This window comes from Nocardioides antri, from assembly GCF_008373765.1.
Classification (GTDB): domain Bacteria; phylum Actinomycetota; class Actinomycetes; order Propionibacteriales; family Nocardioidaceae; genus Nocardioides; species Nocardioides antri.
In genome coordinates, this window is record NZ_VUJW01000001.1 from 741,750 (window position 1) to 756,133 (window position 14,384).

Below are 14,384 nucleotides of genomic sequence, written 5' to 3' on the forward strand. Positions count from 1 at the left end.
TACGCCCTAACCTCGCAGCATGGATCTTGATCTTCGCGACCGCGTCTTCATCGTCACCGGTGGGACGCGCGGGCTCGGAAGGGCGACGGCGGAGACGCTCGCGGCCGAGGGGGCCCGCGTCGTCGTCTCGGGTCGCTCGCAGGCCAACGTCGACTCGGCGGTCGCCGCGCTGGACGTGGTGGGGGAGAACCGCGCGGTCGGTGTCGCGACCGACAACGCGGACCCGGCGACCCCGGGAAGGCTGATCGCGGCTGCGCAGGACCGGTGGGGCCGGCTCGACGGCGCGCTGATCAGCGTCGGCGGCCCGCCCCCCGGCACGCTCGGCGCGATCACCGACGAGCAGTGGACCGAGTCCTTCTCGTCGGTGTTCCTCGGCGGGGTGCGGCTCGCCCGCGAGATCGGCGCGGTGCTCGGCGAGGACGGGGCGATCGCGATGGTGCTCTCCACCAGCGTACGGGAGCCGGCGGCGGGTCTCACCGTCTCCAACGGCCTGCGGCCGGGACTTGCGATGGTCGCCAAGGACCTGGCCGACGAGCTCGGTCCGCGCGGCGTGCGCGTCAACGGGCTGCTGCCCGGCCGCGTGAGCACCGAGCGGGTCGCCGAGCTGGACGAGGCGACCGGCGACGCCGATGCCGCGCGTCACCGTTGGCGGGAGCGGATCCCGCTACGGAGGTACGGCGCGCCTGCCGAGTTCGGCCGGGTCGCGGCGTTCCTGCTGTCGCCGGCGGCGTCGTTCGTCACCGGCACGATGGTGCCCGTCGACGGGGGCATGACCCGCTCATTCTGACGCGGTCTCGCGTCGGCGTCGCTCGCCGCGCGGGCCGTGCTTCCGCTCGTCCCAGGCGAGGTAGCCGAAGCCGCCGAGGGCGAGCACGCCGAAGAACCACCACTGGAGCCCGTAGAAGAAGTGCGGGCCCTCGTCGGTGTCGGGCTCCTCGGGGCGCTCGAGCGACTCCGCCGGCTCCGGCTCCTCGGACAGGAGCTCCACGAACCCGCCGTACACCTCGCGGTCGAGCGCCTGGCCGACCGCCTCGCTCGAGATCGCGCGCATCCCGCCGTCCGAGACCTCGGTGCTCTCGCCCTCGCCGTCGGCGCGCACCCAGCCGGTGATGGTCACCTCGCCGGCCGGCGGCTCCGGCACAAGGTCGATCGGCTCGACGCCCGGGTCGCCCTCCGGCATCCAGCCGCGGTCGACGACCAACGTGGTGCCGTCCGCCGTCACCAGCGGGACGACCACCTGCATCCCGGGGGCGCCGTCGCGGGTGCGGTAGCGGACCAGGAGGGTGTCCTCGGCGGCGTACGTGCCCGTTGCCTCGACCACGGTGTACTCCTCGTCCGCGGCGACCGGCTCGCCGACCGCGAGCACCTCGTCGACGGGCACCGGGTCGTCGTGCGCGTTCGCCTCGATCACGGCGTTGCGGTCGCGGCGGTCGTCGAGGCGGCCGAACTGCCACTCGCCGAGCCACCAGGTGCCGATTCCGAGGAGAACGACCGTCAGGAAGAAGAGGAACCAGCGGCGGCTGAGCAGGAACTGCCATGACCCCAGCCACTCACGCACGGGCACCACGGTAGTGCTGTCAGGGGTTGCGCCTATCCTTGGGAGGGTGCAGCCGCTCGTGGACCGTTATGGTCGGGTGGCGACAGACCTCCGGGTGTCGCTGACCGACCGCTGCAACCTGCGCTGTACCTACTGCATGCCGGCCGAGGGGCTCGACTGGCTGCCGGGCGACGACCAGCTCACCGACGACGAGGTGGTGCGGCTGATCGCGATCGCCGTGGAGCGGCTCGGCGTCCGCGAGGTGCGCTTCACCGGTGGTGAGCCGCTCGTGCGCCGCGGCCTGGTCGACATCGTGCGCCGCACCAGCGCGCTCGACCCCGGCGTCGAGCTCTCGATCACCACCAACGGGATCGGCCTCGCCCGCACGGCGCAGGCGCTGGCGGACGCCGGGCTCGACCGGGTCAACGTCAGCCTCGACACCGTCCGCCCGACGACCTTCCAGGAGATCACCCGCCGCGACCGGTTCGACGACGTGGTCGCGGGGCTCGCGGCCGCCGAGGCCGCCGGGCTCGGCCCGGTGAAGGTCAACGCCGTGCTGCTCCGGGGCGTCAACGACGACGAGGCGCCCGAGCTGCTCCGCTGGTGCCTCGAGCGGGGCTACCAGCTGCGCTTCATCGAGCAGATGCCCCTCGACGCCCAGCACGGCTGGTCGCGCGAGGAGATGGTCACCGCCGACGAGATCTTCCGCCACCTGGACCAGGAGTTCGCGCTCACGCCGGCCACCGAGCCCCGGGGGAGTGCCCCGGCGGAGCTGTTCCTCGTCGACGGGGGCCCGGCGACGGTGGGCGTGATCGCCTCGGTCACCCGGCCGTTCTGCGGCGACTGCGACCGGGTCCGCCTCACCGCCGACGGCCAGGTGCGCAACTGCCTCTTCGCCCGGCAGGAGTCCGACCTGCGCGCGGCGATGCGCGCCGGCGCCACCGACGAGGAACTCGCCGACCGGTGGCTGGTCGCGATGGCCGGCAAGGCCGCCGGCCACGGCATCGACGACCCGACCTTCCTGCAGCCCGACCGCCCGATGTCCGCCATCGGCGGCTAGTGCGGCCTATTGCGGCCTAGTGCGGCACCGTGTCCTTCAGGAACCCACGGGCGCCGAGGAACGCCTCGAGCGAGTCCTTGTGGTCGTCGCACGCGAGCCAGACCTTGCGCCGGTCGGGCGTGTGGATCCGCGGGTTGTTCCAGAGCAGCTGCCACGCGGCGCCTGCGCGACAGCCCTTGGCGGAGCAGAGCTCCGGCTCGCTCTGAGGTGCTCCGGTCACTTCGAGCCCAGCTGACGGTCGCTGCGCCCACCGTCGGTGAGGGGCAGGGCGTCGGTCTTGGAGCTGGCGGCGTTGGCGTTGACGACCGCGACGTAGGGGAGGATCACAGCGGCGGCGATCAGGATCGGCCAGAGCCACGTGATGCCCGCCATCCCGGCGATCGCAGCGCCGATGAAGCACGCCGTCCGGATCGACATCGAGATGATGTAGCGACGCTGCCGGCGGGCCAGGTCGGCCTGCGGCGTGGATCCCGCGGTGGTGATCCGGATCGGGGCGTCGGACATACCTGCAGCCTACGCCGCTCGGGGGCACCCGAGCAGGTCTAGGCTCACCCCCATGAGCAACCGCACCTACCGGGTCACCGAGATCGTCGGCACCTCACCTGATGGCATCGACCAGGCCGTCCGCAACGGCATCGAGCGCGCCGCCATGACGCTGCGCCACCTCGACTGGTTCGAGGTCATCGGGACGCGCGGCCAGATCAAGGACGGCCAGGTCGAGCACTTCCAGGTCACGATGAAGGTCGGGTTCCGGCTCGAGGACGACTAGGCGGGGGTTTGTCAGGTCCCGGGCCGCGGAATACCCGGTCGACCGGGTACGCCGCGGGTTGTCGGCCTCTGCAGTAGCGGACAACCCGTGGGATACCCGGTCAACCGGGTATCCCACGCCACCCCACGCCACCCCCTCTTTGTCGAGTCTCCACAAAACCACCGGGCTAAGTTGCGCGGTGAGCGCAGCGAGCGGCGACCGGTCGGGGCGCTAGCGTCGAAGACGTGAACACCCCGACCGTCACCGAGCCGCGCTCGGTCCTCGTCACCGGCGGCAACCGTGGCATCGGCCGCGCGATCGCCGAGGCGTTCCTCGCCCAGGGCGACCGGGTCGCCGTGACCACCCGCAGCGGCGGTGCGCCCGACGGCGCGCTCGAGATCAAGGCCGACATCACCAACCCCGCCGACGTCGACGCCGCGTTCGCCGCGGCCGAGGAGGCGCACGGGCCGGTCGAGATCCTCGTCGCCAACGCCGGGATCACGGCCGACACGCTCCTGCTGCGGATGTCGGAGGAGGACTGGTCGTCGGTCATCGACACCAACCTCACCGGCTCCTTCCGGCTGGCGAAGCGGGCGGCCAAGGGCATGCTGCGACTCAAGCGCGGCCGGATCATCTTCATCTCCAGCGTCGTCGGCCTCCTCGGCTCACCGGGCCAGGTCAACTACGCGGCGTCGAAGGCCGGCCTGGTCGGCATGGCGCGATCGCTGGCCCGCGAGCTCGGGTCCCGGTCGATCACCGCCAACGTCGTCGCTCCGGGCTATGTCGAGACCGACATGACCGCGGTGCTGAGCGACGAGCAGAAGGACGCGATCCGGGGTCAGATCCCGCTCGGGCGCTACGCACAGCCGGAGGAGGTCGCCGCGGCTGTGACGTGGCTGGCCGCGCCGGCGTCGGCCTACGTCACCGGCGCCGTGATCCCCGTCGACGGCGGCCTGGGAATGGGGCACTGACATGGCAGGCATCCTCGAGGGCAAGAACGTCCTGGTCACCGGCGTCACCCACAACACGTCCATCGGCTTCGCCGTGGCCCGCTTCGCGCAGGAGCAGGGCGCGACGGTGCTGATCTCCAACTTCGGCCGCGCACTCGGGATCACCCAGCGGATCGCGAAGCGGCTGCCCGAGACGCCGCCGGTGCTCGAGCTCGACGTCACCGACGCCGACCACCTCGCGAACCTCCCGGCGATGGTCCGCGAGCACCTCGGCGAGGAGGCGACGCTCGACGGCGTCGTCCACTCGATCGCCTACGGCAACCCCGAGACCCTGCTCGGCGGGAACTTCCTCGACGGGCCGTGGGAGGACGTGGCGCAGGCGGTCCAGGTGTCGGCGTACTCCCTGAAGTCGCTCGCCGTCGCCTGCCGCCCCCTGATGCCGACGGGCGGCTCGATCGTCGGGCTGACCTTCGATGCGACCGTGGCCTGGCCGGCGTACGACTGGATGGGCGTCGCGAAGGCCGGGCTGGAGTCCTGCTCGCGTTACCTCGCGCGCGACCTCGGCCCGCAGGGCATCCGGGTCAACCTGGTCTCCGCCGGGCCGCTGCGCACCCTCGCCGCCAAGGCGATCCCGGGCTTCGGCGACCTCGAGGACATGTGGAAGACCCGCGCCCCGCTCGGCTGGGACAACTCCGACACCGAGCCCACGGCCCGCGCCGTCGGCGCGCTGCTGTCCGACCTGTTCCCGGCTACGACGGGAGAGATCGTTCACGTGGACGGTGGCTTCCACGCGATGGGCGCTTGACCGCCCCCTGCAGCACCCAGGTCATCAGCGCCCACACGGCGACGATGAGCACGATCTCCTCGACGACGTACCACGGCCAGTCGTGGAAGTAGTCGAGGATCGAGCTGCGCGGCTTGCGCATCAGGTAGCCGTAGTTGGTGTCGGCGACGACGTTGAAGGCGTACGTCGCCACGGCCCAGACCAGCGTCGTGAGGACCGTCGCGCCGTAGTCCCGCCACCGCGGCACCAGGCGCAGCCCCACCACGAGGTAGACAGCCGCCCACACGATCAGCAGGTGCAGCGCCCAGAACGCGAAGTACCGCGGGTGTGGGATCTCCTCGTTCAGGGCAGGCGTCAGCACTCCCTGGATGGTGAGGGTCAGACCCCAGAAGAACGTCAGGGCCACCGGGAACGGCCGGTGCGACCACAGCGCCCACGTCGCCGCGACCCAGGCCAGGTCGCACAGGTGCAGCGGCAGCGTCACGCCGATGTCGAAGTTGGCGACCAGGTCGACGACCTGGAACGGGACCGTCACCGCCGGGATCAGCACCGCCATGGTCCGGCTGAACTGGGTCGGTCCGTCGGCAGCACGATGCTGCCGGCCCAGCCACGCGGCGCCGAAGAGGCCGACCGCGAAGAGGACCAGCGGCACCAGGTGGCTCGGCCCGTACGACGACACGTCTCCATCCTCTCTCACCCCCTAGGCTTTCGGGTATGGTGAGCACCCCCCATCGGCTGGTCGTGGTCCGGCACGCGAAGGCCGAGGCGTACGGGCCGACCGACTTCGAGCGGGAGCTGGCTCCTCGCGGCCGTCGGGACGCCGCCGCTGCCGGCGCGTGGCTTGCCGGGCAGGGGGTCGAACCCGACGCCGCGCTCGTGTCGGCGGCGCTGCGGGCCCGCCAGACCTGGGAGGCGCTCGCCGACGGCGCCGGGTGGTCGGTCGCACCCGATCTCGACGACTCGCTCTACAACGCCGACGAGGACGGCGTCCTCGACCTGGTGCGGGCCGTCGACGAGGCGGTCGGCACGCTGGTCGTCGTCGGCCACAACCCGACCATGGGGTTGCTCGCGCAGCTGCTCGACGACGGCGACGGGCCGCCCGACGCGGTGGACCGGCTGATGCGCGGCTTCCCGACCAGCGCGACCGCGGTTTTCGAGCTGCCCGGTGGCTGGGCCGACGTCGCGATGGGTCGCACCCGGCTCACGCTCTTCCACGTGGGCCGCGACAGCGCAGACACCGCGGACGAGTCCTAGACCGGGGGAGCCGGCGTGACGATGCCTTCCGCGGCGTCGGCGGCCTCGATCTCCTCGCGACTGATGCCGAGGAGGTACATGATCGCGTCGAGGTAGGGGATGTTGAGCGAGGTGTCGGCGACCTCACGGACGACCGGACGTGCGTTGTAGGCGATGCCGAGGCCGGCCGCCTCGAGCATGTCCAGGTCGTTGGCGCCGTCGCCGATCGCGATCGTCGCGGCCACGGGCACGCCGAGGTCGGCCGCGAACTCGCGGAGCGCCTTCGCCTTGCCGGCGCGGTCGACCACGTCGCCGATGACGTTGCCGGTGAGCCTGCCGTCGACGATCTCGAGCGTGTTGGCGCGGGCGCGGTGGATCCCGAGCTCGGCCGCCAGCCGGTCGGTGATGTGGGTGAAGCCCCCCGACACGATCGCGAACCGGTAGCCGAGGCGCCGCAACGTCCGCACCAGGGTCCGGGCACCGGGGTTGATCACGATCGAGTCGTAGACCTGGTCCAGGACCTCGGCGTCGAGGCCGGCGAGCAGCTTCACCCGCGCGCGCAGCGACTCCTCGAAGTCGATCTCGCCGCGCATCGCAGCCTCGGTGATCGTGGCGACCTCGGCCTCGAAGCCCGCGTGGGCCGCGATCATCTCGATCACCTCGCCCTGGATCAGCGTCGAGTCGACGTCCATGACGATCAGCCGCACGGCGTGCCGCAGCAGCGAGGCGGGCTGGACGGCCACGTCGACCGAGAGCGACCGGGCGTCCCGCGCCAGCAGGCGGCGCAGGGCCATTGGGTCGGCGCCCGACACGTCGAGCTCGATGGCTGTGACGGGGTAGCGCGCCATCCGCTCGATCCGGTCGATGTTGCCACCGAGGTCGGCGATCCGGCCGGCGATCGCTCCCATCGCCGACGCCTTGAGCGGGGTCCCGATGACCGTGACGTGCGAACGGCCCTCCCGTCGAGGCCGGTTGTCGCCCGTGCCCTGCTCGATCTCGACCGCCATCGCGAGGTCGGCGGCGACCTTCTCCACGGCCTTGCAGAGCTTCTTGACGTCGCGGGGCGCGGTGACCAGGACGCCGAGGATCAGGCGCCGCCGCAGGAGGATCTGCTCGAGGTCGATGACGTTGACGCCGGCACCTGCGAGGGCGCCGAAGATCGCCGAGGTGACCCCGGGTCGGTCCTTGCCCGTGAGCGTGATCAGCAGCGTGTCGGCAGGTGTGGTCATGTCGGCACGAGGCTAATGCCTCAGGTCACGCATCCGGCCAGCCGTCCGGCGAGCAGGCGGCCGTCAGGGCGTGCCGCGCGGCCGCGCCGAGCGGTACGAGCACAGCACGGCGGGCGGCGATCTCGCCGGCGCTCACCGCGGCGCCCTCGCTGTCGAGCGCGAGGTCGACGACCTCGCCGAGGTGCAGGGCGCGACGGGCCAGGTCCGCGGCTCGGTGAGGGACACCGGCCGGCGCGGTCACCGGGTCGCCGGCCCGGAGGTCGTGCAGCGCGTCGGCGACCTCGGGCCGCCACCGCGCGACGTCGAGCCGCGCGAGCTCGTTGGCCGCCTCCAGCAGGGCGCGGCGGAGTGTCCGGTCGGCCTCGCCGAGGTCGGGCGGCATCCGCCGCCGCGCGTCGTACGACGACCACTCGATCGCGCGTCCCACCCGGACCGGTACCCAGCCGATGCCGGGCTCCGTCGGGACGCCCAGCGCGACGACCGCCTCCCCGGCGTCGGTCGCCGCCGTCGAGAACGCCGGTGGCCCGCCGAGGCCGTGCGGGTCGCCGGGCGCCGGGAACGCCGCGCCGAGCGCCGTGGCCCCCGCCCGCCGCAGTCCGGCCGTCGCCTCGAGCAGCGAACCCGGCCCCTCCGGACCTGCGAACACGTGGGCGGCGTCGTCGGCGAGCACCGCGTCGACGTACGCATCGGGGCTCGCCAGGCCGCGGAGGAACGCCGTCCCCCACCACGCCAGCCGGCCCGCCACCGGCATCTCGGTCGCCACGACGGGCGACGATAGGGCACGCGGGCAGGTCACCTCAGGACGGGTTCGAGGGGTCTATAGGGTGATCCGCATGTCCGCTGTCCTTGAGCTCGCCGAGGTCACCATCCGACGGGGCGACGCGGTCCTGCTGGATCGGGTGACGTGGGTGGTCAAGGACGGCGAGCGCTGGGTGGTGCTCGGCTCCAACGGAGCCGGCAAGACGACCCTGCTCCAGGTCGCCGCGGCGCAGATGTACCCCACCTCGGGCGCCGTCGGCGTGCTCGGCGAGCTCATCGGCACCGTCGACGTGTTCGACCTGCGCCCGCGGATCGGGCTCACCAGCGCGGCGCTCGCGGAGCGCATCCCGCGCGACGAGAAGGTCAGCGACGTGGTCGTCTCGGCGTCGTACGCCGTCGTCGGGCGCTGGCGCGAGGTCTACGACCACCTCGACCACGACCGCGCGAGCTCCCTGCTCCGCGAGGTGCGTGCCGACAAGCTGGCCGACCGGACGTTCGGCACCCTCAGCGAGGGGGAGCGGAAGCGGGTCCAGATCGCCCGCGCCCTCATGACCGACCCCGAGCTGCTGCTGCTCGACGAGCCTGCCGCGGGCCTCGACCTCGGCGGCCGGGAGGACCTCGTGTCGACGCTGTCGGTCCTCGCCTACGACCCGTCGTCACCGGCGACCGTCCTGGTCTCCCACCACGTCGAGGAGATCCCGCCGGGCTTCACCCACGTGCTCATGCTGCGCGAGGGCCGGGTCGTCGCTCAGGGTCCGATCGAGACCACGCTCACCCCGGAGGCGCTGTCGGCGACGTTCGGGATGCCGCTGGTGCTCGAGCAGCACGACGGGCGCTACGCCGCGCGTCGCCGCCTCCACCGGGGATGAGCGCCCTCGAGATCGCCGCGATCCTGCTGGCGGGGCTCGGGGCCGGAGCGATCAACTCGGTTGTCGGGTCCGGGACGATCATCACGTTCTCGACCCTGCTCGCGTTCGGCGTGCCGCCGGTCGTCGCCAACATCTCCAACAGCCTCGGCGTCGTCCCGGGCTCCGTCACGGGTGCCTACGGCTACCGCCGCGAGCTGACCGGCCAGCGGGCGCGGGTGGGGCGCCTGCTCGTCGCCTCCGTGCTCGGCGGGATCGTCGGCGCGGCCCTGCTCATGCTCCTCCCGCCGGGCGCCTTCGAGGCGATCGTTCCGGCGCTGATCCTGCTCGGCGTCGTGCTGGTGATCCTCGGCCCCCGCCTCTCCGAGGCGGTCGCCCGCCGGGCGGAGAAGCGCGGCGACGAGACCGGCTCCGACGCGGGCTGGGTGTGGCCGGCGGTGTTCGGCGGCGCGATCTACGGCGGTTACTTCGGCGCCGCGCAGGGCGTGATCCTGATGGCGATGCTGGGCATCGGCGTGCAGGAGCCACTGCAGCGGCTCAACGGGATCAAGAACGTCCTGGTGGCCGCCGCCAACCTGGTCGCCGGGATCGTGTTCGTGGTGGTGTCGTGGGTCGGCTGGTCGGAGGCCGAGGTCGACTGGCTGATCGTGCTGCTGATCGGCGTCGGAGCGTTCGCCGGGGGACTGCTCGGCTCGTCGTACGGGCGGAAGCTGCCGCCCAACGTGCTGCGGGCCTTCATCGTGGTGGTCGGCCTGGCAGCCGTGGTCGCGATGCTGGTGACCTGACCGCCGCGCGGCTACCGAGCCGCGTCGCCGTCCCGGTCGAGAGCCAGGGCGGCGCCACCGGCGCCGACGGCGCCGAGCGCGACGGCAATCAGCGAGCTGCCGGTGAACACCGGGACCTCCTTGCGGGCGAGGGCGATCACGCCGCTCGCCGCGTCGCCGCCGTCGACGGCCATGCCGGCGAGCACCATCGTGCGCCGGGCGTTGCCCTGGGCCAGCAGGGTGAGGCCACCGAGAGCGATCTCGCGGACGCCGAACAGCCGCACGAAGAACCCCAGCTGCGGGTTGGCGGCCGGGGACAGGCCGAACAGGCGAGCGGTGAGCGTCGGGGAGGCAAGCGAGGAGACGCCGATGGCGATGCGGCCGAGGGACAGGCCGGTCACAGGATCCATGAAGGGGACCCTAGAGGACGTACGTCGTCAACCACCGCTGGATCTCCGCATAGGCGCGGGCCCGCGCCTCCGGGCGCGAGAGGACCACGTCGTGCACGGCGCCGGGTACGGCGACCGACGTGACGTTGCTGCCGAGCGAGCTGGCCCACCGTCGGATCTGCCGGACGTCGAGGACGATGTCGGTGGTGTGTGCGCTCTCGTCGAGGGTGGTCGTGAACGTCGAGCGGTCCGAGGACAGCACCAGGACGGGGCAGTGGAGGTCGAGCCCGCGGTGGACGCGCGCGTGCCCGGCGCGGATCGCGCGGAGCCAGCCGAACCGGACGGGGAACGACTCGAGGGGCTTCCAGGCGAGGTCGAAGGCCCACTCACCCGCATGGTCGCGGTGGAGGCTCTGTGCATACACGCCGGTCACCTCGCGCGGGAAGATCCGCATCGGCTGGAGCCGGCCGATCCGGTCGAGGGCCACCCCCGCGGGGAGCGACCGCATCCAGGCCTTGCCCTGGAGGTCGAGCCACGGCGAGTTGAGGACGATGCCCGCGAGCTCGGCCGGCTTCCGGGCGTCGGCCCACAGGGCCACGACCAGGCCGCCGGTCGAGTGCCCGGAGAGCAGCACCTGCTGGTGGCCGTCGCGCTCCGTGATCCGCTGCCAGGCCTCGTCGAGCTCGGCGAAGTACTCCTCCAGGTCCGCCACGTACGTCGGCGTCTGGTGCGGGCGCAGGGACCGGCCGTACTTCCGGAGATCCAGCGCGTACATGTCGTGGTCGCGCCCGAGCCACCACTCGCCGTACTCGGACTGGAAGAAGTAGTCCGCGAACCCGTGCACGTGGAGCACCGCGCGCTCGGTGGCCGCCGCGGCCCGCCGGCTGACCAGCGTGGCGACGACCTCGCCCTCCTCGTCCGGCGGCAGCGCGATCGTCTCGGCCCGCCACGGCTGGCCGAGGACGTCGGTCACGGCCTCGGCGACGGCGTCGGCCGACAGGGTCTCGTCGGTCATGATCGGATTCTGCCCCACCGAGGCGAACGCTGCCGGAGGTAGTCGCAGGAGAGACCGCACCTACAGTGGGGATCGTGTCCTGGGCGCACTTCGAGCAGCTGGGAGAGGAGTACGCCGGCGCCCGACCGCCGTACCCCGAGGCGCTCTACGACGCGCTGGAGACGGAGGGCGTCGTGGGCCCCGGAGTTCGGGTGCTGGAGATCGGCGCCGGCGCCGGCCTCGCCACCCGGGAGCTGGTCCGCCGGGGTTGTGATGTCGTCGCGGTCGAGCCGGGTGTCCGGCTCGCCTCGGTCCTCGAGGACACGGTCCCGGGCGTCCAGGTGGTGGTCGCGCGCCTGGAGGAGACAGACCTGCCCGAGCGCGCCTTCGACGCCGCCGTGGCGGCCACCTCCCTGCACTGGGTGGACCTCACCGTGGGCCTGCCGCGGATCCACGCAGCCCTGCGGCCGGGCGGCCGGCTCGCCGTGTGGCGCACGGTCTTCCGCGACGAAGCCGTCGAGACCCCGTTCCGGGACCGGGTGGCTCGGATCGTCGCCGCGCGTCAGGCGCGGGGCGGGGAGGACCGTCGGGTGCCCGAGCGGCCCACCATGGAGGAGCTGGCCTCGGGAGGGTGGTTCGAGCCGGTCCGCTCCGAGCGCTGGCGCCGGTCGGTCGTGCTCACCACCGACCAGGTGCACCGGCTGTTCCTCACCTTCAGCGACTGGAGGCCCGCCGAGGCGGACGCGGCCGCGCAGGCGGCCGACGACCTGGGCGGCGAGGTCACCGAGCACTACCAGACCGTCCTGCACCTGCTGCGTGGGGCGGAGTCGAGCGACGGCGGGGATCCCGACCTTCACGCCCGTTCGTGACGGACGACCAGGGGCGGGCGCACGACCTCGTTGTCGCGGTTGAGCGCAGTCATCAGGTGCAGGGAGCCGTCGGGCAGGAGCCCCGACACGGGCGTCAGCCGCGCCTCCTCGCCGTCGATCTCGACGAGCAGCAGGTGAGCCTGAGCGGCCCACGCGGTCGTGTGGGCCTCCTCGAACCCCTCGGGCAGGTCCTCGCGGAGCTTGCCGCCGGATCCGGAGACGACGTACGTGCGACCGTCGACCTCGGACACCTGGAAGTTGTGCTCGTGTCCTGCCAGGGCGAGGCGGACCCCGCCGCGCTCGAACACCGGCAGCAGCGTCTCCAGCATCTCCCGGTCGTTCTCGTGCGTCGGCCCGGCGCAGAACATCGGGTGGTGCGAGAACGGGATCCGCCAGGTGGGGTCACCGACGGACAGCGCCTCCTCGAGCCAGGTCAGGTGGTCGGGCACCTGGAAGAACCGGTGATAGCCGGCGTCCTCCTCGTCCTGGGACGTGTCGATGCAGATGAGCTCGAGGTCGCGGCCGTAGCTGAGGCGGTAGAAGAGCCCTGGCCCCACCGACGCGCGGTCCTGCTGGTGACGGAAGCGCTCGTGGACGTGGAAGTTGTCCTCCATCTGTGCCCGGTCGTCGCTGCCCTCGGTGTCGGTCGTGTCGTGGTTGCCGATCGCGGGGTACACCGGGACCCGCGAGATGACGTAGCGGTAGGGCTGGAAGAAGCTGGAGTACCAGTCGTCGTCCTCGCCGCCACTCTCGTCGTCCACCTGGCCCTGCTCTCCCAGGTAGATGTTGTCGCCGAGCGAGACGACGAAGCGGGCGTCGTGGTGCCGGACCAGGGTGTCGAGCACCTCGGCGATGCGCCGCTGCCGCCGGCTGGACTCGCTGTCCGACCGGATCCCGACGCCGTAGTCGCCGACGGCGACGAAGCGCACCGCGGGTGTCTCGCTGTCGGGGGCCGGGAAGGTGCGGAACCGGAGGTCGTAGCTCCCCGCCGGTTCGAGGTCGTAGCCGCCTGCCGCGCTCGGGACCCAGTCCCACCGCTGTCCGGCCGCCCACTCCTCCCCGTCGACGAGGATGCGGTAGGCGTACTCCGTGTCGTGCTCGAGGCCTTCGACCCAGGCCCAGCACCGGGCCGTCGTCCGGGCCTCGCCGACGACCTCACCGCTCGCGTCGAGCACCTCGACCCGGGTCTCGCCGAACGGCTCCGCGCCGTGTCCGATGCAGGTACGGCGCCCCACCGCCTCCTCGAGCTCGGAGTCGTCGAGGATGACCCAGGCGGCGTCCACCTCGCGCCGGCGGAACCAGAAGGCTCCCCAGGCGATCAGGACCCGGTCGTGCGAGAGGTCGACCAGGTGCACGAACTCCTCACGACGGATCTCCTTGCGATCCACCCCACTCCCTGCCATCCCTGCAGCCTAGGTGCGGTCGAACCACCTCGGGGAGCATTGGCCGGCCTCTAGGGTGGCCGGGTGGACGAGGCATTCCTGAGCGGGTTGCGCGACCTGCTCCAGGAGCAGTGCCGCGTCCCCCCGTTGCCCGCGGGGTGGCGGTGCACGTCGGCGATGCTGGCCGCGCACGGGTTCTCGTACGGCGGTGACTTCTTCGTGGCCGACCTCGTGCGCGCGCCGGGCGGGGGCACCAGCCTGACGATGGTCCTCGTCGACGTCTGCGGCAAGGGCGAGACCGCCCTGCCGCACGCGGTCCAGTTCGCCGGTGCGCTCCGCGGGCTCATGGTCGGTCTGCCGGGCGAAGGCCTGATGCAGGCCGCCAACGCCTTCCTGCTCCGCCAGCCGTCCGACGAGAGCATCGCGACGGCAGCCCAGGTGGTGCTCGACCTCGACACCGGGCACTACGCGATCCGCAGCGCCGGGCACCCGCCGGTGCTGCGGTGGGACGCAGGAGCGGACGAGTGGCGGGTCGACACGGCCCGCGGGACGGCGCTCGGCGTGGTCGACGACCCCGAGTTCAGCGTCAGTGAGGGCGTGCTGGCGCCGGGGGAGGGCCTGCTCTTCTACACCGACGGCGTCGTGGAGTCGCCGGCCTCCGACATCGACAGCGGGATCGAGTGGCTCCGCGAGAGGGCCCGAGACGCGGTCGCCGAGGACGGCCTGGCCGCCGTACCTGCGCGGATCCTCGGGCAGGTCACCCGCGGCGACGACGACCGCGCCCTCCTGGTCCTGGCGCGGGAATAGCACCCGCCGACCC

General features: G+C 72.5%; 19 protein-coding genes. 10 read left to right on the top strand and 9 right to left on the bottom strand.

Going from position 1 to position 14,384, the window contains the following annotated elements; all coding sequences use genetic code 11:
* The first annotated feature begins 19 nt into the window (after positions 1–19).
* Positions 20–787 carry an SDR family oxidoreductase gene (locus F0U47_RS03595; RefSeq protein WP_149748906.1) on the top strand — a complete coding sequence of 256 codons (768 nt, stop codon included), beginning with the start codon at positions 20–22 and terminating at the stop codon, positions 785–787.
* Here the strand turns inward: F0U47_RS03595 and F0U47_RS03600 are convergent.
* Positions 779–1,558: an SURF1 family cytochrome oxidase biogenesis protein gene (locus F0U47_RS03600; RefSeq protein ID WP_188111145.1), complete on the bottom strand. Its 780-nt coding sequence runs from the start codon at positions 1,556–1,558 to the stop codon at positions 779–781. The two genes, F0U47_RS03595 and F0U47_RS03600, sit on opposite strands and share 9 nt — an antisense overlap.
* A gap of 46 nt (positions 1,559–1,604) precedes the next feature.
* Between F0U47_RS03600 and moaA the strand changes: the two genes are divergently transcribed.
* Positions 1,605–2,597 carry a GTP 3',8-cyclase MoaA gene (gene moaA, locus F0U47_RS03605; protein ID WP_438362045.1) on the top strand — a complete coding sequence of 331 codons (993 nt, stop codon included), beginning with the start codon at positions 1,605–1,607 and terminating at the stop codon, positions 2,595–2,597.
* A gap of 16 nt (positions 2,598–2,613) precedes the next feature.
* On the opposite strand, the gene F0U47_RS03610 is transcribed toward moaA, so the two are convergent.
* Positions 2,614–2,817, bottom strand: coding sequence for an acetone carboxylase (locus tag F0U47_RS03610; protein WP_149748908.1), 204 nt, complete (start codon positions 2,815–2,817; stop codon positions 2,614–2,616).
* Entirely contained in the window at positions 2,814–3,101 is a 288-nt protein-coding gene (locus F0U47_RS03615) for a DUF3099 domain-containing protein (protein WP_149748909.1), read from the bottom strand. Before F0U47_RS03615 ends, F0U47_RS03610 begins: the two co-directional genes overlap by 4 nt.
* A 52-nt stretch (positions 3,102–3,153) precedes the next feature.
* Between F0U47_RS03615 and F0U47_RS03620 the strand changes: the two genes are divergently transcribed.
* The 3 genes from F0U47_RS03620 (at position 3,154) to fabI (ending at position 5,100) form a co-directional block, all read left to right on the top strand.
* Positions 3,154–3,366: a dodecin gene (locus tag F0U47_RS03620; protein ID WP_149748910.1), complete on the top strand. Its 213-nt coding sequence runs from the start codon at positions 3,154–3,156 to the stop codon at positions 3,364–3,366.
* Between the two features lie 224 nt (positions 3,367–3,590).
* Positions 3,591–4,316 carry a 3-oxoacyl-ACP reductase FabG gene (gene fabG, locus F0U47_RS03625; protein WP_149748911.1) on the top strand — a complete coding sequence of 242 codons (726 nt, stop codon included), beginning with the start codon at positions 3,591–3,593 and terminating at the stop codon, positions 4,314–4,316.
* A gap of 1 nt (position 4,317) precedes the next feature.
* Positions 4,318–5,100 (top strand): enoyl-ACP reductase FabI, encoded by a 783-nt coding sequence (gene fabI, locus F0U47_RS03630; protein ID WP_149748912.1) that lies wholly within the window; start codon positions 4,318–4,320, stop codon positions 5,098–5,100.
* Here the strand turns inward: fabI and F0U47_RS03635 are convergent.
* On the bottom strand, positions 5,045–5,758 hold the full coding sequence (locus tag F0U47_RS03635; RefSeq protein ID WP_188111146.1) for a YwaF family protein: 714 nt from the start codon (positions 5,756–5,758) through the stop codon (positions 5,045–5,047). The genes fabI and F0U47_RS03635 overlap by 56 nt on opposite strands.
* 35 nt (positions 5,759–5,793) lie before the next feature.
* Between F0U47_RS03635 and F0U47_RS03640 the strand changes: the two genes are divergently transcribed.
* On the top strand, positions 5,794–6,333 hold the full coding sequence (locus F0U47_RS03640; protein ID WP_149748914.1) for a SixA phosphatase family protein: 540 nt from the start codon (positions 5,794–5,796) through the stop codon (positions 6,331–6,333).
* On the opposite strand, the gene serB is transcribed toward F0U47_RS03640, so the two are convergent.
* Together serB and F0U47_RS03650 are read right to left on the bottom strand one after the other, a co-directional pair.
* Positions 6,330–7,541 carry a phosphoserine phosphatase SerB gene (gene serB / locus F0U47_RS03645; RefSeq protein ID WP_149748915.1) on the bottom strand — a complete coding sequence of 404 codons (1,212 nt, stop codon included), beginning with the start codon at positions 7,539–7,541 and terminating at the stop codon, positions 6,330–6,332. The genes F0U47_RS03640 and serB overlap by 4 nt on opposite strands.
* 25 nt (positions 7,542–7,566) lie before the next feature.
* On the bottom strand, positions 7,567–8,304 hold the full coding sequence (locus tag F0U47_RS03650) for an Rv1486c family protein (protein WP_246159412.1): 738 nt from the start codon (positions 8,302–8,304) through the stop codon (positions 7,567–7,569).
* A 70-nt stretch (positions 8,305–8,374) separates the two neighbouring features.
* Between F0U47_RS03650 and F0U47_RS03655 the strand changes: the two genes are divergently transcribed.
* Both F0U47_RS03655 and F0U47_RS03660 read left to right on the top strand, forming a co-directional pair.
* On the top strand, positions 8,375–9,169 hold the full coding sequence (locus F0U47_RS03655; protein WP_149748916.1) for an ABC transporter ATP-binding protein: 795 nt from the start codon (positions 8,375–8,377) through the stop codon (positions 9,167–9,169).
* Complete coding sequence (locus F0U47_RS03660) at positions 9,166–9,951, top strand: sulfite exporter TauE/SafE family protein (RefSeq protein WP_149748917.1); 786 nt, start codon at positions 9,166–9,168, stop codon at positions 9,949–9,951. Before F0U47_RS03655 ends, F0U47_RS03660 begins: the two co-directional genes overlap by 4 nt.
* Positions 9,952–9,962: 11 nt before the next feature.
* Here the strand turns inward: F0U47_RS03660 and F0U47_RS03665 are convergent, their stop codons facing one another.
* The gene (locus F0U47_RS03665) at positions 9,963–10,340 is read right to left on the bottom strand and encodes a DUF4267 domain-containing protein (protein WP_149748918.1); all 378 of its coding nucleotides are present in this window, start codon (positions 10,338–10,340) and stop codon (positions 9,963–9,965) included.
* Positions 10,341–10,350: 10 nt separating this feature from the next.
* Positions 10,351–11,334 (bottom strand): alpha/beta hydrolase, encoded by a 984-nt coding sequence (locus tag F0U47_RS03670; RefSeq protein WP_149748919.1) that lies wholly within the window; start codon positions 11,332–11,334, stop codon positions 10,351–10,353.
* 74 nt (positions 11,335–11,408) lie between these two features.
* Between F0U47_RS03670 and F0U47_RS03675 the strand changes: the two genes are divergently transcribed.
* The gene (locus F0U47_RS03675) at positions 11,409–12,182 is read left to right on the top strand and encodes a class I SAM-dependent methyltransferase (RefSeq protein ID WP_223162628.1); all 774 of its coding nucleotides are present in this window, start codon (positions 11,409–11,411) and stop codon (positions 12,180–12,182) included.
* Here F0U47_RS03675 and F0U47_RS03680 read toward each other — a convergent pair.
* Positions 12,167–13,585 carry a metallophosphoesterase gene (locus F0U47_RS03680; RefSeq protein WP_149748920.1) on the bottom strand — a complete coding sequence of 473 codons (1,419 nt, stop codon included), beginning with the start codon at positions 13,583–13,585 and terminating at the stop codon, positions 12,167–12,169. The two genes, F0U47_RS03675 and F0U47_RS03680, sit on opposite strands and share 16 nt — an antisense overlap.
* Before the next feature lie 63 nt (positions 13,586–13,648).
* Between F0U47_RS03680 and F0U47_RS03685 the strand changes: the two genes are divergently transcribed.
* Positions 13,649–14,371, top strand: a complete 723-nt coding sequence (locus F0U47_RS03685) for a PP2C family protein-serine/threonine phosphatase (protein WP_149748921.1) — start codon at positions 13,649–13,651, stop codon at positions 14,369–14,371.
* Positions 14,372–14,384: the final 13 nt, after the last annotated feature.